General features: G+C 48.5%; 15 protein-coding genes and 1 tRNA gene. 14 read left to right on the top strand and 2 right to left on the bottom strand.

What is annotated here, in order from left to right:
- Positions 1-452: 452 nt before the first annotated feature.
- Complete coding sequence (locus tag HHO50_RS11230; protein ID WP_181306139.1) at positions 453-1835, top strand: undecaprenyl-phosphate glucose phosphotransferase; 1383 nt, start codon at positions 453-455, stop codon at positions 1833-1835.
- Positions 1836-1846: 11 nt separating this feature from the next.
- Here the strand turns inward: HHO50_RS11230 and HHO50_RS11225 are convergent, their stop codons facing one another.
- Complete coding sequence (locus HHO50_RS11225) at positions 1847-2098, bottom strand: hypothetical protein (protein WP_181306137.1); 252 nt, start codon at positions 2096-2098, stop codon at positions 1847-1849.
- A 1619-nt stretch (positions 2099-3717) separates the two neighbouring features.
- Entirely contained in the window at positions 3718-4152 is a 435-nt protein-coding gene (locus tag HHO50_RS11220; RefSeq protein ID WP_181306136.1) for a hypothetical protein, read from the bottom strand.
- Positions 4153-5782: 1630 nt separating this feature from the next.
- Between HHO50_RS11220 and HHO50_RS11215 the strand changes: the two genes are divergently transcribed.
- From HHO50_RS11215 to HHO50_RS11155, 13 genes are all read left to right on the top strand, one after another.
- Positions 5783-6997 carry a porin gene (locus HHO50_RS11215; protein ID WP_255478700.1) on the top strand — a complete coding sequence of 405 codons (1215 nt, stop codon included), beginning with the start codon at positions 5783-5785 and terminating at the stop codon, positions 6995-6997.
- A 29-nt stretch (positions 6998-7026) separates the two neighbouring features.
- A complete protein-coding gene (locus tag HHO50_RS11210) occupies positions 7027-7929 on the top strand; it encodes a phosphate ABC transporter substrate-binding protein (protein WP_255478699.1) in 903 nt (300 codons plus the stop codon).
- 28 nt (positions 7930-7957) lie between these two features.
- The gene (pstC, locus tag HHO50_RS11205) at positions 7958-9163 is read left to right on the top strand and encodes a phosphate ABC transporter permease subunit PstC (protein ID WP_181306135.1); all 1206 of its coding nucleotides are present in this window, start codon (positions 7958-7960) and stop codon (positions 9161-9163) included.
- Positions 9164-9166: 3 nt separating this feature from the next.
- Entirely contained in the window at positions 9167-10051 is an 885-nt protein-coding gene (gene pstA / locus HHO50_RS11200; RefSeq protein ID WP_181306133.1) for a phosphate ABC transporter permease PstA, read from the top strand.
- 179 nt (positions 10052-10230) lie between these two features.
- Positions 10231-10983 carry a phosphate ABC transporter ATP-binding protein PstB gene (gene pstB / locus HHO50_RS11195; protein ID WP_181306132.1) on the top strand — a complete coding sequence of 251 codons (753 nt, stop codon included), beginning with the start codon at positions 10231-10233 and terminating at the stop codon, positions 10981-10983.
- Between the two features lie 127 nt (positions 10984-11110).
- Positions 11111-11794, top strand: coding sequence for a phosphate signaling complex protein PhoU (gene phoU / locus HHO50_RS11190; RefSeq protein ID WP_181306131.1), 684 nt, complete (start codon positions 11111-11113; stop codon positions 11792-11794).
- Positions 11795-13084: 1290 nt separating this feature from the next.
- Positions 13085-14047 carry a YheT family hydrolase gene (locus HHO50_RS11185; RefSeq protein WP_181306130.1) on the top strand — a complete coding sequence of 321 codons (963 nt, stop codon included), beginning with the start codon at positions 13085-13087 and terminating at the stop codon, positions 14045-14047.
- 363 nt (positions 14048-14410) lie between these two features.
- Positions 14411-15040, top strand: a complete 630-nt coding sequence (locus HHO50_RS11180; RefSeq protein ID WP_255478698.1) for a C40 family peptidase — start codon at positions 14411-14413, stop codon at positions 15038-15040.
- Positions 15041-15571: 531 nt separating this feature from the next.
- Positions 15572-19087: a carboxypeptidase regulatory-like domain-containing protein gene (locus HHO50_RS11175; RefSeq protein ID WP_181306128.1), complete on the top strand. Its 3516-nt coding sequence runs from the start codon at positions 15572-15574 to the stop codon at positions 19085-19087.
- Positions 19088-19249: 162 nt separating this feature from the next.
- Positions 19250-19323: transfer RNA gene (locus HHO50_RS11170), tRNA-Ala, on the top strand.
- 643 nt (positions 19324-19966) lie between these two features.
- Positions 19967-20266: a hypothetical protein gene (locus HHO50_RS11165; protein ID WP_181306127.1), complete on the top strand. Its 300-nt coding sequence runs from the start codon at positions 19967-19969 to the stop codon at positions 20264-20266.
- Between the two features lie 371 nt (positions 20267-20637).
- Entirely contained in the window at positions 20638-20916 is a 279-nt protein-coding gene (locus HHO50_RS11160) for a hypothetical protein (RefSeq protein WP_181306125.1), read from the top strand.
- Positions 20917-21261: 345 nt separating this feature from the next.
- Positions 21262-22119 carry a DUF3575 domain-containing protein gene (locus HHO50_RS11155; protein WP_219921518.1) on the top strand — a complete coding sequence of 286 codons (858 nt, stop codon included), beginning with the start codon at positions 21262-21264 and terminating at the stop codon, positions 22117-22119.
- Positions 22120-22277: the final 158 nt, after the last annotated feature.

The following is a 22277-nucleotide window of genomic DNA, read 5'->3' as shown; positions in this document are numbered from 1 at the left end:
CTGGTTCACTGACTTTTTTTAAAAACTCATAAAATAGAGCATGAGTTTCCCGATGTTTTATGATGGCTTACTAGTATCTCAACCATTCCCGTTCCTATCAGATAATATATTACTTACATCTATAATCCAACAATATAGCAATTCTGATTTTCGCCATTCAAACAAAATAATATAGCTATTGCGTTTACAAAATCACTATCTAATAAAACTTTATAAATTAATTCTAACTATTATCATGATTTACTCTCAGTCTAAAAAATAGACACTCCTCTATTAAACATGGAATATTTATATAACAATAACTATCATAGCCCTTACATCTGAATAATATTAGTTAAAATCAATAAAATATGCTTTGATTTATATTTTTTACTTTGCATATTCGCCTCACAAAGAAGCTCCCCCGGCTACTATAAAGAGAACAGCGCACAATACATATTCAATATTTTATTATGTCATACAAATACGGGACTTTCTTTAAGTGGATAAGTCTATCCATTGATTACATCCTGCTCAACGCCTGCTTGTTTGCTGGATTATTGATCAGCAATCCGCTCCATTTAGAAACAGGCCTGCCAGATCAGTTCAAACTGAACTTCCTGTTATGCAACCTACTCTGGTTCTACTGCGCAAACTTGATGGGGCTGTATGAGAATGTCATCAGCAGGGAGGCGATACCTACTCTCAAAGCCGCCGGAATAGCCTCAGTTCTTTACTTATTAGGCACCTTTATCTTAAAGGCCGCCCTCCCGCATTTGACGTTCTCCTTTGATTTTATCTGGATTAGCTCATTCTTATTCGTTTCGGTTATTTTAGTAACGAAATTTTCCTTCCTGGTTTTCCGCAAGATGAAACGCCACCTCCTGATTGACTATAAGAAAATAGTCATCATTGGGAGTGGCGAGGCTGGAAGGCAACTGCGTGCCCATATAGACAGAACCCCCCACTTAGGCTATAAGGTGGAGGGCTTTTTTGACGACGCCGTACATGGGACTGATACTTTAGGCACCATAGATGATTGCTTTGCCTACGCACAGACCAACGCCATTTCTGAGATATTCTGCGCCCTCCCTGATTCCCAGATAGAGAAGGTGAAAATCCTCATGCATGAATCAGATAAGCATATGATCCGCTTTAGGTTGGTTCCAGACGTAAAGTATTTCTTTGACAAGAATGTATTGGTTGATATCTACGGCCATATCCCTATTATCACCCAAAGACAGGAGCCCTTGGAAAACCGGGCGAACAGGCTGGTGAAACGGGCCTTTGATATTGCGGTCTCTCTGTTTGTAATGGTATTTATCTTGAGCTGGTTGATTCCTTTGATGACTTTAATCATCAAACTGGAGTCCAGAGGCCCGGTCTTTTTCAGGCAAATACGTTCGGGCACTTATAACAGGCCTTTCTATTGTTATAAGTTCAGGAGCATGACGGTTAACCATGATTCTGATCAGAAACAAGCCTTTAAGGGAGATGCCAGAATTACCAGAGTAGGAGCATTTATCCGGAAGACGAGCATTGATGAGTTACCGCAGTTTGTGAATGTGTTCCTGGGAGACATGTCGGTGATTGGCCCACGTCCCCACATGGTCAAGCATACCCAAGATTATTCAGCCCTGATAGATGAGTACATGGTGCGCCATTACCTTACGCCGGGCATTTCTGGCTGGGCCCAGGTAAACGGCTTCAGGGGTGAGACGAAGGACACCGAGAGCATGAAGCAGAGAGTCACCGCCGATATTTGGTACTTGGAGAACTGGTCTTTACTTCTGGATATAAAGATTGTTTTCTTAACGGTTTGGAAAGCCATTAGGGGAGACCAGAATGCTTTCTAGTTCAAGGCTTCCTAAACGCCTTGCTGCGTGGCAGGGAAGGATACTTCTTTATCTGCCATGATAGAGGAAACAAAGCTTTCTACCTTGCTGTGGTTAGTACTCAGCAATACGATGACTCCCAGGAGAAGAAGGCTATAGCTGATCCCTATGCTTACAGCACTTTTGCCGAAGAGAGCAACAACGGCTTTCTTTACCAAGACAGCTATAGATACTCCCAAGGTAGCACCTATCACCCCATACAGAAACAACAATGCTACCTCCATTTTTTGATCTTCTACTTATATGTTTCGCTTTGGTGTAAGTACTGAGCCCGGCACAAAATAGTTACAAAATACTGTATGGAAGGGAGGGAAGGCCAAAATACAGAATAGAAGCTATTCAGGGTTTTCTGCCTGTTTTCATGAAAACAGGCAGAAAACGGCGGCATGAGCAGATGCTTGCGGCAGTATACAGATAAACCTCTTGTTTTTGGCCTGTTTCCATAAAAGTAGCCTAAAAACGATGGCGTAAGCCCACGCCTGCACCAGAGGAATTGCTTTAAATGCCAGTTAATGAAAGACTATAAACATGATCTATAAACAGGTTCATAGCAGTACTTTAAAACCCGTTTTGGCAAGCTATGAGCCTGCTTGGCAAAGACCAGGAGGACTCTCGCCCTTGCTGTGTGTTCCCGCCAGAGAGCGGAACGGCTCCTCTTTCTGGATTGTTTGAGAACACCAACAATGGGGACTGGTTTCTAAATCCTTCTGCTTCATTAAACAAGCTCTTGCTAAGGTTAGAAACAAAAGGTTCAGCCCATGACGCAAGCGTCCGTTTGTGCCATTTGAAGGCTACTTTTGCAAAAAAGGGTGGGTAGTCTTTTCAAAATACTGAATACCCTCGCTCGCCTCTCAGACACGTTTGAGCTAAGTAAGTAACTCAAGTTGCGATTTACTCACGATATTGAACATTAACCTACCCCTACCCCTCCGAGGCCCATCTTGTAGGGAGACTTTTACTAACTTTGCTGTTCGGGATTGGAAATCTGATAGAGCGGGAAGGGTAGAAAGCGCCTTTTCTTTCATTAAAATGGCTACTGTTTTTTCCCTATAAGATGAGCTCCCAGGAGGGATGGGTAAAGTTAGAGCTATACATTTACCCAGCTTGCAAACCGCAACTTGGGTTAAGTAAACAGAAAGAAGTATATCTTCCCTTCTCCTTGTCATCCTGAAAGGATCTCGGTGGCGAGCGGTAGTAGCGCCTAAACAAAGCTTTGCTAGTTCGCCCACAAGATCTTTCCAGGAAAACAAATTGTATAAAGTAAGCTGTCTCCGTACTTATAAATATTAACAGCGCAGCAACGAAGGGTTGACCTAAAGCTTCGTGCGACTGATCCACACTAACGTTCTTTGAGCAAAACTGAAGTTTATTACTGGTGTTCCGCAATCCTGCCGGTGGTTCCCGGCGCGTCTGGAAACTCGCTTCATCCCGTGGCACGAGACTGGAGCCTCGCGCCAGTACTTTCTTTCTAACTGCTTGCTTCTGTGATGCCGCCTGCTCTAAAGACCTTGTAGCGTCTTTAGACCTGCGAGCGTCTGCGCCAATGCCGTTTCCGGCCCGTTTTCCGCAAAACAGCCCCGAGACGCCTCACCCCAGTTTCTCTCTCCGTAGGGGAGGAACTGGGGTGAGGCTCTTTCTGCGTCAGGTCAGTTTATAAGAAACAATCTCAAAAGCCTGCACTTAGAGCATGTTTAAATTTCATCTTTGCGCTGCAAATGACCATAAAAAGAACCTGCATTCGCCTTTTTATCGCACCGTAGCGCTGCTACGCTGCTCAAAAAACGTTTCTGCAGAACCTTTCTCTGGTTAGTTGAGCCTGCAAACCTGAAATTTAAACAAGCTCTTACTCCACCTCCACGGGCTTCTTTTTATGAGTTGCTTTCTGTTGTTGCAAAAGGAGCCACCGTTCAGCGGCTAATTGGCTGTCAAAAACTTGAACCTGCACATTCAGGATATCAAGGCGCAGGACGTAGTCTGCGGATAAATTACTTTTGGGAGGCTTTACCCACGCAAAGTACGTACAGGTAGTTTTGTCTAGCTGCAGAAACCCGATGGTAGCCGCCCAGATAGCGGCGGCTTTCCAGTGGGAGGTTACATTTGCATTATTGTTGAGAATCATGTTACACCTCTCCTTTTCCAACATCCCCAGGAGAAGTTGGCATCCGTCCAACACGTTCTGCTTGGTGATGTCTCCCCACCAGTCAACGTACAGAATATGGGTCTCAGGATCTAAACTGATGGTAACGTAAGGCTCAAGAATGAATATTGTTTTCCCCATAACAGCAGATGACTAACGTGGCGCTTTCCCCAAGGATATATTATTGAATATTGAATATAAGATTTTATATGCATACCTCAAATTGCATTCACCGGTTTCTGTCAGTTATAAACTAATTTTAGTTAGCCCATCTTTGGGCACTTATTTTGGGTGCTAAGTACAGAGGCAGACTATGTTGCCATCTTGGAAGGATCTTGGCGGCGAACGGCAAATACTCTCACTAACTGACCTTATGCAGGAGTCTCCCCCCTAGCTCCCTCTTCAGTAGTGAGGGGGAACCCGCTGCTGCGTTTCGGGGCTGGTTTAAGGAAAACGGGCCATAAATGGCAGGGGCGCTGTTAATCTCCCATCAGGGAGAAGTTATCCAGGTAAATTAGAGACCACGGTAGAGACCAGGCACTGCCTTGTCTCCTACACGCATTGCTTTCTACGGCTGGTTTTCCTGCAGGGGCAGACATCCTCCCTTCGCTCCAGCGTTTTAGGCTTGTTTTACAGAAAGTGGGCTGGAAACGGCATCGGCGCAGACACTCGTAGGAGCTGCGCACGCTACGGGGTCTTGTTGAGTTGGCGGTATTGCGTTCGTACCAGCAGTACGTGGATCAGCAGGTGTAAACATCCCCCGTTCGCCCCCTTCAAAGGGGGAGTATCTGCTGTAGAAGGTAACGTGTTCTAAAGGAGATTTTGGGAAAACAGGCTTGAAACGGAATTGGCGGAGACGCTCGCAGGTCTTGCAGACACTCCGAGGTCTTTTGAGCAAGCGGTATTGCGGAGCGAAACAGAACCCACCCCTGCCCCTCCGAGGAGGGGAATACGGCTTTACAGGGGAATAAGACAAGTACAACTAACAGCCGCTCAACAACTGCACTTGCTACTTTCCCCAGTTCCAGTCTTCCCCGAGCGCGCCTCGCTTTTGGCCATAGATAGACTTGAACTAAGAGCAAAGGACTTCTCAGGCCGAAAGGGCAGTGCGAGAGGGGAAGACGGGGCCTCGCGGCCGTGAGCGCTTACCGACCACTATGCAAAGAGACGCACTTGCACCCACGCAAAAAGCAGACAAGCCAAGGGAACAGCGAACTGCATGCACAAACTAATATCCAAGCTCAAAGCAGACAAGCCAAAGGAACAACAAACGGCATGCACCAACCTAATCGCTACATCAGAGGAACACCTCCCCTCTCTAAAGAAGCCAGCTCCAGGTAGACGCTTAATGCGCCAATAGCGGTATTTTCAGCAGACTTTCCCCGCGCCTGTTACCCAGAATGCCTTCAAATTCTAAGAAGCAGGTAAAATGCTTCAGCCTAAAATCACCCTATTCCTCCAGTGTCTTTCTTAACAATTACATAACATAGCAGTAACACTCAGGCAATACTATCCCCCTACTTTTGCAGCAATTCATGGAAGTTCTACCCTGCTGACTACGGGTGTAGAGACATGGGCAAACCGAAGCCTGAAAAACGTTTAGACTTCCTTCCCTCCTTTCATGGCTACTGCACGCCAACGCCTTTTGGACAAGGACTTTCCAGAGCAGCGAATAGGCAAACGTTAACCATTCATTTTGCTTATGTTCTCACCCATAAACAAAAGAATGCCTGGGCGCCCGTATGCGTTGGGTTTTATTCTTATCACTGTTTTGACACTTTCGCAAAGGGACGCCAAGGCTCAGACAACTCCGGTCAAAGACTCAGTGGTGACTACTTCTGCCGTAGGGGCATCTACGGCTTCCGCCCCAAAATCTACCCATTGGTATGACAAAATCTCATTGAGGGGCTATGTGCAGATCCGGTACAACCGGTTGCTGGAAACGAACCCGGCCCTAAAGACGGAGTATGACAAATCGGTGGGCGACAAAGGGGGTTTCCTGATTAGAAGAGCCCGGTTGGTATTCAGCGGAGACGTGCACGACCGGGTCTACATCTACCTTCAGCCCGATTTCGCCTCTACCCCTACGGGTAGTTCCACCATCCATTTCGTTCAGTTAAGAGATGCGTATTTTGACTTGTCCTTAGACCGGGAGAAAACGTTTAGGCTGCGGGTGGGCCAAAGCAAGATCCCCTACGGGTTTGAGAACATGCAATCCAGCCAGAACCGCCTGACCCTAGACCGCAATGATGCCTTGAACAGCGCCTTGCCCAATGAGCGCGACCTGGGCATTATGTTTTACTGGGCCCCGGTGTATATCAGGAAACGCTTCAAAGAACTGGCCAACAGCCGCCTCAAGGGCTCCGGCGACTACGGGGTGTTCGGTCTGGGCCTCTACAACGGGCAGACAGCCAACCGGCAGGAAGCCAACAACAACCAGCACGTGGTAGCGCGGGTCTCCTACCCTTTCGCGCTGAAGAACGGCCAAATCATAGAACCCGGCCTGCAAGCTTACACTGGCCTTTACACCGTTACGCCCGACCAGCTAAGCAGTACGGCCATCAAAGGCGGCGATTTCACTGACCGCCGCGTAGCCGCCAGCGTGGTGGTGTACCCGCAGCCCTTCGGCCTCCAGGCCGAGTACAACGTAGGCGAAGGCCCCGAGTTTGACCCGGCCACCGGCACCATCCAAACCAAATCGCTGCAAGGCGGGTACGCCCAGGCCATGTACGCGGCGAAACTAGGCCGCCACTACCTTATCCCCTTCGTGAAAGCCCAATTCTATGAGGGCGGCAAAAAGACCGAGACCGATGCCCGGTACAGCAAAGTATATGAAACTGAGATTGGCGTAGAATGGCAACCTCTTTCCCACTTTGAGCTGGCGGCGCAATACACCATCTCAGACCGCACCACCCAAGACAGCAGAACCCTGGACAACCACCAGCACGGCCAACTCCTGCGGCTTCAAGCCCAATTTAATTTTTAACCGTATTACTTTCCATAAGACGTACCACCATGAAAACTACCATGCCCTTCAATTTACTCAAAACCAGGCTGAGCGGCCTCTTGGTTGCCAGTCTGCTGCTGGGAGCCTGCAGCCGGGACGGCGAGACAAACCAGACCACCGCTTCGGGGTCAGGGAACGCGGGCTCCGCCACGTCCATCACCATCAAAGGCAGTGACACCGTGCTGCCGCTGGCCCAACAGCAGGCCGAGCGGTACATGGCCAAAAACCCAGACGCTTCCATTACGGTAGTGGGCGGCGGAACCGGGGTGGGCCTGGCCGCCATGCAGGAAGGCACCACCGACCTGGCCATGGCCTCCCGCGGCCTGAAAACCGAAGAGAAACTGAAACTGAAAGCCGCCAAGATAGACGTGCAGGAAGTGCTCATTGCCTATGATGCCCTCTCCATTATTGTGCACCCCAACAACAAGGTAAACCAACTGACCCGCGAGCAACTGGAAGGCATCTTTACCGGCAAGATCGCCAACTGGAAAGAAGTGGGCGGGGCCGATGAAAAGATTGTGGCCTACTCGCGCGAGACCAGCTCTGGCACCTATGAGTTCTTCAAGGAGCACGTGATGGACAAGAAAAACTATGCCAACGGCATTCTCATGATGCCCGCCACCGGCTCCATTGTGCAGTCGGTGAGCCAGACCCCGGGTGCCATTGGCTACATTGGCCTGGCCTATGAAACCAAGCAGGTGAAGTCGCTGAAGGTGTCGTATGACCAGGGCAAAACCTTTGTGGCCCCTAGCATGGAGGCCGCCAAAGACAAAAGCTACCCTATCTCGCGCCCGCTGTACTTCTTCTATGACGCCACCGTAGCGGGCAGAGTAAAATCTTTCGTGGACTACATCCTCTCGGCCGAAGGCCAGAAAACGGTGCAGGAAACGGGGTACATTCCGTTAGGTTAGTAGGTTTACACTTCTTAAATTCACTCTCTTGAAACGGAACTTCCACAAACTGGGCGAAAAACTCATAGAAGGGGTCATCACCGCCAGCGGCCTGGTGACCAGCATCACCGTGCTCCTGATCGTGTTCTACCTCTTCAAAGAAGGCTTGGGCATTTTCAGCCAGACGCCGGTGGCGGAGGGCTCCCTGCTGGCCGTGAACCGGCAAAACCAGGTAAGCGAACTGTCGGCGGCCCAGGTGAAGGACATCTTTGACCAGGAAATCACCAACTGGCAGGAGGTGGGCGGGGCCAACGCGCCCATCAAGCTGTTCGAGATTGACGACATCACGGCGTATTACACCGAGGAGCAACTGGGCCCCGACTTTGCCTTTCTGCCCCAGCGCATAAACGAAGTGGTGGCCAAAGACCCCCATATTCTGGCGTATTTCCCAGATGAATACCTGGCCCATAACTTCCCGGGCAAAAGAATAGAACTGGCCAACATCTCCTTGGGCGACTTCCTGGCGGGTAGGCAGTGGTACCCCACCATTCAGCCCGCCGTGCAGCTGGGCGTTTTGCCGCTTATTCTGGGCACGCTCTGGGTAAGTTTGGGGGCCATCCTTATTGCCTTGCCGCTGGGCTTGGCCACCGCCATTTACCTTGCCGAGATCGCCGACCCCAAAGTCCGGAATTTCCTGAAGCCTGTGATTGAGCTGCTGGCCGGTATTCCGTCGGTAGTATACGGGTTCTTCGGGTTGGTGGTGATTGTGCCGCTCATCCAGGATGTGTTTGGGTTGCCGGTGGGGGAAACCGCTCTGGCGGGTAGCATTGTGCTGGGCATTATGGCGCTGCCCACCATCATCTCGGTGTCTGAGGATGCCATGCGCACCACGCCCCGTGCCATGAAGGAAGCCAGCCTGGCCTTGGGCGCGAACAAGTGGCAGACCATCTACAAAGTCATTATTCCGTACTCAGTCTCGGGCATCTCCACGGCCGCCATTCTGGGCATTGGCCGCGCCATTGGCGAGACCATGGCGGTGCTGATGGTGACGGGCAACGCCTCCGTGATTCCGCACACATTCCTGGAGCCGGTGCGCACCATTCCGGCCACCATCGCCGCCGAGTTGGGCGAGGCCCCGCAGGGCGGCATCCACTACCAGGCACTCTTCGCACTAGGCTGCATCCTGTTCCTGATGACGCTGGCCATTAACCTCACCGTCGATTTCGTGTCGGCTAAAAAGAAAGAAAACAGATAAGCCATGGCCTTCGGAACCCCTTCCCCGTCGCATAAAAGCAAGAAGCTTTCCCAAAGCATCGCTTTCTTTGTCTTCCGGCTGCTGAGTTTCTCGGTGGTCGCCATCCTGCTCGTGATTCTGGGCTTTATCCTGGTTCAGGGTATTTCGGTCATCAGCTGGGAGTTCCTCACCCAGATGCCCCGCGAAGGCATGACTGAGGGCGGTATTCTGCCGGCCATTGTGGGTACGCTGTGGCTGGTGGTGGGCAGCATGCTGTTCGCTTTCCCCATTGGGGTTCTCTCGGGCATCTACATCAACGAGTACGCCAAGGACAGCTGGCTCAAGCGGTTTGTGAAACTGATGACCAACAACCTGGCCGGGGTGCCGTCCATTGTGTTCGGTTTGTTCGGGATGACCCTGTTTGTGAACCAGCTAGGGTTTGGCGACTCTATTCTGGCCGGTTCGCTCACGTTGGGTCTGCTGGCGTTGCCGGTGGTGATCAGAACCACAGAGGAGGCCCTGAAGTCCATTGACAATTCCTTTAGGGTAGGCTCGCTGGCCTTGGGGGCCACCAAATGGCAGACCACCAGCCGCGTGGTGCTGCCCATGGCCTTCCCCAACATCATTACCGGTTTGATTCTTTCCATTGGCCGGGTTTCTGGCGAAACGGCGCCCATCCTGTTCACGGTAGCCGCTTACTTTCTGCCCAAACTGCCCAACAGCATCTTTGACCAGGTCATGGCCTTGCCGTACCACTTGTACGTGATCTCTACCAGCGGCACCAACATTGAGGCTTCCCGCGCCATGGCCTACGGAACGGCCTTCGTGCTCATTGTGATTGTGTTGCTGGTGAACCTGCTGGCCAACTGGCTGCGCCGCTATTACGGTAAAAAAGTTAAAATGAACTAAAAGCATGTTTGAATTTTATCTTTGCGCTGCAAACGGCCATAAAAAGAACCTGCGTTTGCCTTTTTCTGTTTTTTTTCGCCAGCAAACCTGAAATTCAAACAAGCTCTAACCTGTTTTCAGGCTATTTTTCAGAAATTGGCCTGAAAACATCTCTTTCCGCTGCTTTCTCTAAGAATACTATGAATAGTGTAGAAACCAAAGACGTTCACCTCTACTACGGCGATTTCCATGCGCTCAAGGGCATTACCATGGCCATGAGAAAAAACCAGGTGACGGCTTTCATTGGCCCCTCAGGTTGCGGCAAGTCTACGTACCTGCGGTGCTTCAACCGCATGAACGACCTGATTGACGGCGTGAAGATTGAGGGCGACATCTTGATTGACGGCGTGGACATCTACAAGACCAACATACAGGTAGACGACCTGCGCAAGCACGTGGGCATGGTGTTCCAGAAGCCCAACCCGTTCCCTAAATCCATCTTCGAGAACGTGGCCTACGGCCTGCGGGTGAACGGCACCAAAGACAAGCAGTTTATTGAGGAGCGCGTGGAGCGGTCTTTGCAGCAGGCCGCCCTGTGGGACGAGGTGAAGGACAAGCTGAAGAAATCGGCGTTTGAGTTATCTGGGGGGCAGCAGCAGCGGCTGTGCATTGCGCGGGCGCTGGCCATTGAACCCTCGGTGCTGTTGATGGATGAACCGGCCTCGGCCCTGGATCCGCTCTCCACCGCCAAGATTGAGGAGCTCATCCACCAGCTCAAAGAGAATTACACCATTGTGATTGTGACGCACAACATGCAGCAGGCCGGCCGGGTGAGCGACCACACCGCGTTCTTCTACCTGGGCGAACTGGTGGAATACGCCAAAACCAAAACCATTTTCACCAACCCCAAAGACCAGCGCACCCAAAACTACATTACGGGCCGCTTTGGGTGAGAAACCTACCGTTTTAGGGCTGTTTTTCAGAAAACGGCCTTAAAACGCAGTATCTTTGGGAGCCGTTTGCTTGTCATCATCAAGTTTTTGTTTTCGGGCATCCTTCATCTGCAGAACCAGATAAAATATGAATCAATTAGATAAAGAACTTCTCCAGATCAAGACCAAGGTGGAGGAGATGTGGACACTGGTAGATTTTCAGTTGACCTCTGGCAAGGAGGCGCTGCTTTCTTCTGACGAAGAACTGGCGCGGCGGGTGATCAAAAGCGGCAAGAAGGTGAACGCCTATGATATCAAGATTGACCGCATGTGCGAGAATATCTTCGCCCTGTTCAATCCGGTGGCCATAGATTTGCGCTGGGTACTGGCTATTCTCAAGATCAACTCCAACCTGGAGCGCATTGGGGACTACGCCGAAAGCATTGCCAGCATGCTCAAGGAAGCCACCCCGCCCATAGAGCCTACGCTGCTGGAAGAAAGCCGTCTCCTGAAAATGTTTGAGGCCACTGAAGCCATGCTCCGCGACGTGCGCCAGGCGTTTCTGGAAGAAAACACCGAACTGGCCCGGCAAGTCATCAAACAGGACAAGCGCCTGAACAAGATCCACGCCAAAACCGACAAGGTCTTGATGCAATACTTCCAGACAAACCCAGACAACATCTACCAAAGCCTGAAAGTGGCGGGCATCATCCGGAAGCTGGAACGCATTGGCGACCACACCACCAACATTGCCGAGGAGATTGTCTTTTACGTAGACGCCAAGGTGGTGAAGCACAAACAGAAAAAGAAGCGCAACAAGGACAAGGAGTAAGACAGGCTACGTTGAATACGTTTTGCTGGCTTGTCCCTTTGTTTTCGCCTTCCCTTTGGACAAGTACTGCTGTTTGTTGGTTTCTGCGCTTTGGCTTCTTTTGGGAGATTAGTTTGTGCTCGGAATATGCTGTTCCCTTGGCTTGTGCGCTTATTGCGTGGGTGCAAGTGCTGTATTGTTTCATCTTTGGCGGTATGCGCTCACGGCCGCGGGGCCGCGTCTTCCCCTCTCGCACTGCCCTTTCGGCCTGAGAAGTTCTCTTCTCTTAGTTTTGCCTATCTATGGCCAAAAGCGAGGCGCGCTCGGGAAAGACTGGAAATGGGGAAAGGAGCAGAAACAGTAGTGATGATGGAGTCCGTAGAGACCAGGCACTGCCTTGTCTCTCACGCATTCCTTTCTTATTCAGATGAATCCGCTTGTTAAGCAGACACTCCCCCTTTGAAGGGGGCGAAGGGGAATGTTTACACCTGTAGATTCAAACCGTGAACCCTAAAAAAGTCACGGAAGTTAATTCGTGCCATAAAGTAGAAGGCATATTCCCCTCCTGGGAGGGGTTGGGGTGTGTTCTGACACTGCACCACCTCCTTCCAAGGTGCATCAATCATTCAATAGTGGGTGCAAGAATACACCAAGGCAGAATACTCGCTCGCCTCTCGGCCGCGTGGAAGCATCACTTTCAAAATACCCGGATTCAAAGCTCCCGCCTTCCTGTGTCGCCTATCAGGAAGTAGATTGAAGAAGTTTAGCGCACCAGTTAGAAAACACCCTTAAAGCAAAAGACTTGGCAATAGCAGAAAGCCTCTTGTTTTAGAGGTGTTTTCTTGGAAACAGCGCCTAAACGCTGACAGGCCGAAAATGTACTGCGGCTAAGCAGGTACCGCTACAGGTGCAACGGCTACAGATTCATAACCTAACTGGTTCCGGTACAGTGCTTTCAGATATTCTAATTTAGCGTTGGCTAACTGAAGAAACTGATCCGGAGACATAAACTCATGTGATAACTCTCCTGATAACTTACTACAATTAATTATATTCTCTATTACGTTATTACTATACATTTTCAAATAGAACTAAGGTATAAAAACTATCTTTTCACTAATTATAATTCAAATATAAGGACAACCTTTTCACTATTCGTATATTTTAGGTCTATCCACTTCCGTTCTCGGTGAACACCTCCAAAAGCACGACGAGTGGATATATTACAATTCTACTCCACTAAGTTGCGGCCGCTTGTTAAAAGCCTTACTTTTGTCTGTTCCCGCTGCAGGCCAACGGGGACAAAACCTTATGCCGCTTCTTCCCTCTACCTTTTCTAAAAGTCCGCGCTATCTGTTCAACGGGCATTTACAGACCATACTGCCCAGTACGTTTCGGCGCATGCCGCCCGTCACGTACTCACGGGAAAGGATCATCACCCCAGACCATGATTTTCTGGATCTGGACTGGTCTAAAGTAAACTCAGACAGTTTAGTGGTCTTATCGCACGGGTTGGAGGGCGACACTCACCGGCCGTACATGAAAGGGATGGTGCAGGCCATGAACCAGGCCGGATGGGACGCCCTGGCCTGGAATTTCAGGAGCTGTAGCGGCGAGCCGAACCACCTGCTGCGTTCTTACCACATGGGTGCCGTAGAAGACCTGGATCTGGTGGTGCGCCACGCCCTGACCAGCGGCAGCTATAAAACAGTCTATTTGGTGGGGTTTAGCATGGGCGGAAATCTTACGCTCAATTATCTGGGCCAATGGGCAGACAAAGTTCCGGCGCGGGTGGCCCGGGCGGCGGTTTTCTCTGTGCCGTGCCACATGAAGAGCGCCTGCCTGCAGTTGGCCAAACCAGCCAACCGTATTTACATGAAGCGGTTTCTGAGGTCATTGCATGAAAAGCTCAAGGAAAAAGCCCAGCGCTTTGACCTGGACTTGACAGACTACGAGAAGATCACCACGTTTGAAGAATTTGATGACCGCTACACGGCCCCCATGCACGGCTTTGAAAACGCAGCCGACTATTATGAGCGGTGCAGCTCTGTTGCTCACCTGCACCGCATAAAAGTCCCTACCCTGCTGGTGAACGCCCAGAACGACCCCTTCCTTTCCAAAGAGTGTTTCCCCGTGGAGCAGGCCCGCCAGAACCCAAACTTTTACCTGGAGATGCCCGAAGACGGAGGCCACGTGGGGTTTTCTGAGAACTTCTGGAAAGGCCTCTACTACTCAGAACGGCGGGCGGTATCTTTTTTGCGGGGCACCGCCTAATGCCGTGTTTTAAGGCTGTTTTCTGAAAATCAGCCCTAAAACACGGCTTGGAGATTTAGGCTCCCTCAGCAGCTTCAAGAGAAAAAACCCAAAACAAAACACCTGACTACCAACATACTAACCACCAGACAGACATAGGCTGCATCTTTTCAGATACGGTTTTATTATTGTAGCCGTTACCATAGGGGTTCTCAACACCTAAGATGTCTTCTGAATACTTTTTAAAAAAACACAGTGTAAACGAAAGACGAAGCCCAACCTATTTTACTGAAAAGTGGAATGCTTTATCTTTGATGGATATTGAAAATGCGCAGACACAAGACAGCTTTGAACAACGTATCAAAAACAGCCTCTCTCCTTCTTTTGAGCCTTACTCTGCTCATCGCCTCCTGCGGAAGGTCTTCGTACTCCACCTTCAGCAAACCAAATGAGAAGTACCGTTCTGCCAGTGAAATTGCGGAACTGAAGAAAAAAGAGCGTCTGGCACGCCGTGGCTCCGGCTCCTCTAAAAAGCCTCTCAGAGAGATCCATATCTCCAGCAGCAAAGGCAGGAAACCGCCTAAGTCTATTCATATCCCCAGAAACAAAAACAGTGCTGTGCGCCGGGACATTGCAACGGTTATTCAGGCGGCCCGCTCTTACACCGGCACCCCTTACCAACTGGGGGGCACCACGCGCATAGGCATGGACTGCTCAGGCCTGCTGTGTACTTCTTTTCAGGCCATTGACGTACAACTGCCGCGCACGTCAGGTGAGCAGAGCCAGTTTGGGTCTGCTATTTCTCCCCGTGAACTGCAGGCCGGTGACCTGGTCTTCTTCAGTTCCTCCAAAAGCGCCTACAATATCACGCACGTGGGCATGGTCACCGAAGTGAAAAGCCAGGATGAGATCTGGTTTATCCACGCCTCTACCTCGCTGGGCGTGAAAGAAGACAATCTATTTAGTCCCTACTATCAGAAGATATTTGTGAAAGCCGTGCGGCCTTACATTTAGAGCATGAAGCTGTTTAGAGTTTCTGGCCTGTTTTGATAAAAGTAGCCTGAAAACGACGGTACAAGCATCTGCATGCGGCAGAGTACAGCTAAACCTCTTGTTTTTGGCCTGTTATTATAAAACTAGCCTAAAAACAAGAGGTTAAACTGTACACTGCCGCAGAGGAATTGTTTAAAATACCGGTTAATGAAAAACTCTAAACAGGCTCCATGTTTAAATTTTGGACAGGTAAGCTCAACTGAAAAGAGTAAGGTTCTGCGGAAGCACCTTTTAGGCCTCGTAGCAGTGCTACGAGGCCCAAAAAGTGCGAACTCAGGTTCTTGCTATGGCCAGTAGCAGCACCAAAGACAAATTTCAAACATGCCCTTAGACTACACCGTCTTATAAATTTCGCTTTTAAAAAAATTGCTACAACGCGCCCATATCATTACTGATCCTGTAATGATATGGGCGTTGGTATAAGTACTGATTAACAAGTTTGAAAAAGTGTTAGCAATACCTTAGCAGGAGGGACGTAACTTGATTACAGCGTTGAAATTAAGTTTCAGAATTGCTTGCCTAACAAATAAATTAAGTCTCTATCTTTGTGCTGTCAATCCACTGACCACCTACAAAATGCTCTCCTCCTATAGGGATTCTGCAGTTTCTTTTCTTAGCAGTTCTGTTAACAATCTTAATGTTAACTTAACAATAGCCTTACCCGCTTTTCTTTTTACCCTTTTTACTTTTGCACAAAAAAAACCCTTTATGAAGAAGTTTTTACTTTCCACACTTCTCATGTTACTCTGTACGGCAGGACTGTTTGCACAGGTAACAACGAGTAGTATTACCGGATCCGTTCAGGATACGAAAGGTGAAGCACTTATCGGAGCAACCGTGAAAGCGACCCACCAACCTTCGGGCACCATCTATGGAGCCTCTACCAACACAGAGGGGCGCTTTACCATTCCAAGTGCCCGTATTGGTGGCCCTTACACTATTGAAGTCTCTTACATTGGTTACCAGAACCAAGTTTTCTCTAATGTTTCGCTTAAACTTGGTGAAACGTACATTGTGAACTCAAATCTGGCAGAATCAGGTACTGCATTACAGGAAGTTGTGGTTGAAACAGACAGAATGACTGTTCTAAATTCAGCCAGAACCGGTGCGGCGACCAATGTTGGGACAAGAGAAATCCAAACCTTGCCTACCATCTCTAGAAGTATTACTGATTATACCCGTTTAACCCCACAGGGCAACGCCAATGGCAACAGCTTTGCCGGACGTGACAACCGCTATAACAACATTCAGGTAGATGGTGCCAACCTTAACAATAACTTTGGTTTGTCAAGCGATCCACTTCCAGGTGGCGGTGCCCAGCCAATCTCTATAGAGGCGTATGACCAAATTTCCATCAACATTGCTCCTTTTGACGTTAGACAGGCAAACTTCACAGGGGCCGGTATCAACGCGGTAACCAAAAGTGGTACCAACACTTTCCACGGTTCTGCTTATACCTACTACAGAAACCAGGACTTCTTAGGATCAAGAGTTGGCACAAGAGACATCAGCAGCCAGATCATTGATGCCAAAACCAACACCTATGGCTTCACCCTTGGAGGCCCGATCATTAAAAACAAATTGTTCTTCTTCCTGAACGGCGAAATTGAAGATGGAACCCGGCCAGGAATCACCTGGAGCCCTACCGGTGGATCTGGATCAGGTAATATCTCCAGAACTACCGTTGAAGATTTACAAGCTGTCTCTAACTACCTACAGACTAAGTTTGGATACAACCCGGGCTCTTATGACAACTTCCCTAATTTCCGTAGCGAAAACAAAAAGCTGTTGGTGAAATTAGACTGGAATATCACTGATGCCCACAGATTAACCGCTAAATACAGCGACCTAATGGCCATTGAAGACGTTGCGCTTAACTCTACCAGCGTTCCTAATGGAGGTGGGTTTAGTGTAACCGGTAGCACTTCAGGAATCACAAGATTGCCTTATGGTCGCTTCAGCAACCAGTCTATGGCTTTTGAGAACTCCAATTACTTCTTTGAAAACCGCGTAAGAACCGGAACGTTGGAGTTGAACAGCAACTTTGGTGGCAAAATGTCAAACCAGTTACTGGGGACCATTAGCAAGATTACTGGCCCACGTAAGTTCAATGGCCCTTTCTTCCCAAGCGTAGACATTTTTGATGGTCAAGGAGGAAATTACATCTCCTTAGGTACAGATCCTTACACGCTGAACAATGACGTTATCAATGATGTGTATAGCATCACAGACAACTTCTCTTACTACGCCGGTAACCATACCATTACAGCTGGTGGAACCTATGAATATCAAAGAGTTGGCAACCAGTTTATGGCAGCGGCCGGTGGCTACTATGCCTTCAACAGCTTGGATGACTTCTTGAATGACCGCTCTCCTGTATTCTACACTAGAACCCGCTCATTGACGAATGATCCAGCCCCTTATGCGGCAGATTTGAAAATTGGGCAGCTAGGATTCTATCTACAAGATGAAATCAACCTAAGTCAAGGATTTAAATTAACGGTTGGTATTCGGGCAGATAAGCCTATCTATCTGGAGAAGCCATTAGAAAACACTGCGGTTTCGGCCCTCAAGTTTTTTGACAGATACGGTGACACAACTCACTACTCTACCAGCACATGGCCAAAAAGCCGTTGGCTATTCTCTCCAAGAGTTGGTTTCAGATGGGATGTGTTTGACAACAACACCTTGGTGGTACGTGGTGGTACCGGAATCTTCACCGGTAGAATTCCATTTGTGTTCTTAACCAATGGCCCGCAGAACTCAGGGGTAATCCAGTACAGCCCTACAGTAACAGATCCGGCGACTTTATCAAAAATCAAGTTGAGCAATGATCCAGCGGCCTATGACAACTTACTCCCGGCAGCTCCAGGCGCCACCATTCCATCTAACTTAGTGTTCATGGATCCTGAGTTCAAATTTCCTCAGGTTTGGAGAACGAATCTAGCGGTTGAGAAAACATTTGGGAATGGCTTTAACCTAACTTTAGAAGGTTTATTCACCAAAGAACTTAACGGCGTAAGATTACGCAATGCCAACCTCAAGGCCCCAACCGGCGTCATTCTTGAAGGAGACAACAGCCGTGTTAGATACTTCAACAACACCAATGCTGAAAGAAGACTAAACCCGGGCATTGCCACCGCTTTGGTTCTTGAGAATGCTGAGAAAGCCGGTTATTCCACTTCTTTGACTGCTCAGTTAAGCAAGACTTTCAGCAGTGGCTTCTACGGCATGCTTGCCTATACCTACACTAAAGCGACAGAAGTAACTGCCAACCCAGGGAGTACTGCAACTTCTGTTTATAACTCTAACCCGAACGTTGGAACATCCAATGAAGAAGAGTTAGGTTTATCACAGTATGCCACTCCTCACCGCGTTATTGCGGCTGTTTCTTATAGAAAAGAATACTTGAACCGCTTTGCTTCAACTCTTTCTTTCTTCTATGAAGGCTCAACCTTAGGAAACTACAGCTTTATTGTAAACGGAGACTTGAACGCTGATGGTAACAACGCCACAGATTTGATGTACATCCCTAGAAACACTTCTTCTGCCGAGATCAACTTTGAGCAGTATACATCTAACGGTATTACTTTCACACCTCAGCAACAAGCGGCTGCCTTTGAGCAATTCATCAGCAACTCTCCGTATCTGAGAGAGCACAGGGGTGAATATGCCGAAAGAAACGCGGCGTTGAGACCATGGTACAACAGACTTGATATGCGTTTCCTTCAAGACTTCTTCATCACTACAGGTGCTAAGAACGTGAAGCACACCCTTCAATTCTCTGTGGATGTTTTGAACTTGCCTAACTTACTGAACAGCGAATGGGGCATTCAAGAAAGAGTGTTAACTAATAATCCGTTAACCTTCAGAAGTATCAATGCCAACAACCAGCCAGTATACCGCATGCAGGCTATCAATAACAGATTAGTAACTACTCCATTTGAAAGAACTATAAGCACTGCCAGTACTTACAGCATCCAACTGGGCTTGCGTTACAATTTCTAATCATCTGATCATTAGTATCAAAAAAAAAATAAAGGCTGGAGTAGGTTACTCCAGCCTTTATTTTTTAGCAGATCCAGGAGAGTTGTCAGTAAAAAAATCAATTGATATTCTTTAAAAGTTTTGTAGTTATCAGAAAGCCTATTACTTTTGTAACATCAAAACGGGGGATTAGCTCAGCTGGCTAGAGCGCTTGCATGGCATGCAAGAGGTCATCGGTTCGACTCCGATATTCTCCACCCTGATTGAGAGGCACTTACAAGAAATTTGTAAGTGCCTCTTTTGCTTTGGGCCACACAAGAGTACACACAACTTTCAAAGTAAGATTGCTGTTCATCTCTTCTCCCTCCTACTTTGGCTGACTACAATGGTGTGCGAGTGGCTGAACCGATGGTGTTTTGGGGTAGTTTCTAGAAAAAGAGGCTGAAAACAGATTCTGTTAATAAGTATAAGACCGTATTAGTTTGACCTACTTTTTTGTTGTCCTCCTGAAAGGAACTTGGTGGCAAACGGGAATAGCGCTCCTTTAAAACTATTTTAGTTCGCCCACAAGATCCTTTCAGGAGGAAAATGCAGTATAAAGTAATCCTGTCTCTGTACTTAGCTAGACAAGAAATCAAGCAAAAACTCTTCAAATGCCAGTTCCGCCGCGATTGCAATGTTAATCCGCTGCAATTTTACAGCTTCCTCAGAGAACGATTCATGTAAGTAGCTTACAGCGTAAAAAGCCTTGTAACTCCATCGCCCTCCCTCAAGATCATGGGGTTATTTGTTGACCCAGACAGAACCACCAATAACCCAGGCTTGATGAACACGTAGAGAACTGCGAGTAGCTAACGGGAAGTTATCCTACTCTACTTCTATTTCATCAGAGACAAGACAATGGCTAAGAAAAAGAAAAAAGGGAAAAAGCACCAATCCTTTTACAGAGCCGTAAAGCCATTCATTAAGGATAACCGGGTACTGCTTGGTCTGCTGGGCGCCTTGGGAGCAGGCGTGGCGTTGGCGAAGGCAATAGGGCCAGACAAAGCGGGGAGTCTAGTGGATGGATTCACAGCGGCTGTCAAACATCTGACTTCCCATGAGACCGCCCACCCCGAAGAGAAGCCTGCCTCTTCTAAAAAGAGCAAAAAACTAAAAGAAGAAAAATCGGCTACGCCTGTTGCCATAGAGAACACATAGCAATTACGCGGTCTAGAGTTCCTCATTTGGGAACTCCCAAGAACGTACGCTTATGCCGTTGTGTACGGAGAATTCCTCTTTTAAGGTTGTTTTCCTAAAATCAGCCCCCAAACAAAGGCCCAACGGACGCTGCCCCCTGCAAACCTGCTTGAAACGGGCTTTTCAAAAAACGCTAAACAGGCGCAGTGGCAATTAGGTGGCAGGCCGTTACAAGAAAGCAAATACCGGCAGCACGCAAGCACCGTTTTGCACAAAATTCCATTCAAGGGGAACATAAAGGCCAGAGTGGCGTAGGTGCTTATGAAGGGGTAAACCACATAGCCTCTTCGTATTTACCGTAACGCATTGATCCACCAATTAAAGCAACAGCAATGGCAAAGAACAAGAAAAAGGGTAAGAAGAACAAAGAGGCTACTAACAGCAATGGTAAGTCTCTCCTCAACAAAGTAAAATCTCTGGCCGGGAACAAAAAAGTATTGTATTCCCTGCTAGGCGCAGCGGGGGCCGGGATAGCAATAGCTGCTTTAGGCAAAGACAAACGCCGCTCGCTCACAGATACCGTGACCAATTCAGTGAAAGGGTTGGGCAGCACCTTGGGGGGCGGCAGAACAGGTACTGCTTCTGACGCTACTTCTTCTAAAGCTCAATAAACCCCTTAGAAAGGCGAAAACCACTGTCATTTGGCAGCTGGTCTCCCAGAAGAACGCCCGTCCTTCTTTCCGGTAGACCGTTCTATTTCAGGCCTTTTTTTAAGAAATAGGGGCAAAAACAAAGCCGCCTCTGCCTTTGCAGGGGCGGCTTTGTTTTTGCCCCTATTTAACGGAATTACCCAAAATCAACGACATCCCTATATTCATACAGCGGTTTGACAGCAACGTCAACCTCCTTTTTTCACCCAACTCATAAAGATGAGGCGCAGGAAATACTTACTTTCAGGTATTTCAATACCCAGCTTATCTGTAGACCTTTACAAACATTTTATAAAAATAAGTTATATGAGAAAACTCTTTACACTTCTTTTAGTTCTGTCTGGGCTTCATGGTTTCGCTCAAACTACACCTTCAACCGAGTCTGACCCAGCGGGTACCCTCCCCACCTTCTCCGCTCTAGAAAAGCTAAACAGTTCTGCGTTAGAAGACATCTCTAAGGACGAGGTCTTCCGGAAGAACATTCTCAAGATCAATTTATCCTCGTTGGCCCTGAGTAATTACAGCCTCAGCTATGAGCGTTCGCTCACCCGTAAGATAACGTTTGTGGCCGGTTACAGTTTTCTTCCCAAAACCAATGCCACTTCTATTCCTTTAGTGGACAGAGGATTAGACGAGTTTGCAGACGAAGACGATGACATTATAGACCAACTCCAGAGCGCTACCATCGCCAACAAGTCTTATACCGGCGAAATCAGGTTCTATACCGGCAAGAAACCTGGCGCACGGGGCTTTTACCTGTCTCTGTATGGCCGATACATGGATTTAGACGCCACGTACGTGCATGACTATGACACAGACTTCAATACCTACACCATTCCGATAGGTGGAAATATAAAAGGATACGGCGGCGGATTGATGATTGGTTCTCAGTGGTTGATAGCCAAACGGGTGACTTTTGACTGGTACATTATGGGCGGCCATTATGGCAAGATGAAAGTTGACCTGACGGGCACGGCAGATCTAAGCACCATGACCCCTCAGGAAAGAAGGGATCTGGAGGAAGACATTGAGTCTATCAACGACGATCTACCTGGCAACTCAACAATTGACGCCACCGTGACCAACACAGGGGTAAGCGTGAAAGGCAATGGGCCCTTTGCCGGCATAAGAGGCCTTGGCTTCAATCTGGGAATTGCCTTCTAATACCATACCAGCTAGTATTGACCTCTTTCCAGTGGCCAGAAAGTATCTAACGCCGTGAGGGAAGACACTTTAGACGATTGGGTATACTAAAGTTCTTCCTTGGTTTTAACGCCCTTTTCAGAAAAACAGGCGCATAACAAAGCCGCCCCTGCAAATGC

Source organism: Rufibacter sp. XAAS-G3-1, from assembly GCF_013623775.1.
In the GTDB taxonomy this organism is placed as follows: domain Bacteria; phylum Bacteroidota; class Bacteroidia; order Cytophagales; family Hymenobacteraceae; genus Nibribacter.
The sequence above is the reverse complement of the archived record's forward strand: the minus strand, read 5'-3'. Positions and strand labels throughout refer to the sequence as shown.

Bases quoted from the DNA above. Each gene is read 5' to 3' on its own strand.
- HHO50_RS11230 (WP_181306139.1), top strand. From the start codon at position 453: ATGTCATACAAATACGGGACTTTCTTTAAGTGGATAAGTCTATCCATT.
- HHO50_RS11225 (WP_181306137.1), bottom strand. From the start codon at position 2,098: ATGGAGGTAGCATTGTTGTTTCTGTATGGGGTGATAGGTGCTACCTTG.
- HHO50_RS11220 (WP_181306136.1), bottom strand. From the start codon at position 4,152: ATGGGGAAAACAATATTCATTCTTGAGCCTTACGTTACCATCAGTTTA.
- HHO50_RS11210 (WP_255478699.1), top strand. From the start codon at position 7,027: ATGAAAACTACCATGCCCTTCAATTTACTCAAAACCAGGCTGAGCGGC.
- pstA (WP_181306133.1), top strand. From the start codon at position 9,167: ATGGCCTTCGGAACCCCTTCCCCGTCGCATAAAAGCAAGAAGCTTTCC.
- pstB (WP_181306132.1), top strand. From the start codon at position 10,231: ATGAATAGTGTAGAAACCAAAGACGTTCACCTCTACTACGGCGATTTC.
- phoU (WP_181306131.1), top strand. From the start codon at position 11,111: ATGAATCAATTAGATAAAGAACTTCTCCAGATCAAGACCAAGGTGGAG.
- HHO50_RS11185 (WP_181306130.1), top strand. From the start codon at position 13,085: ATGCCGCTTCTTCCCTCTACCTTTTCTAAAAGTCCGCGCTATCTGTTC.
- HHO50_RS11165 (WP_181306127.1), top strand. From the start codon at position 19,967: ATGGCTAAGAAAAAGAAAAAAGGGAAAAAGCACCAATCCTTTTACAGA.
- HHO50_RS11160 (WP_181306125.1), top strand. From the start codon at position 20,638: ATGGCAAAGAACAAGAAAAAGGGTAAGAAGAACAAAGAGGCTACTAAC.
- HHO50_RS11155 (WP_219921518.1), top strand. From the start codon at position 21,262: ATGAGAAAACTCTTTACACTTCTTTTAGTTCTGTCTGGGCTTCATGGT.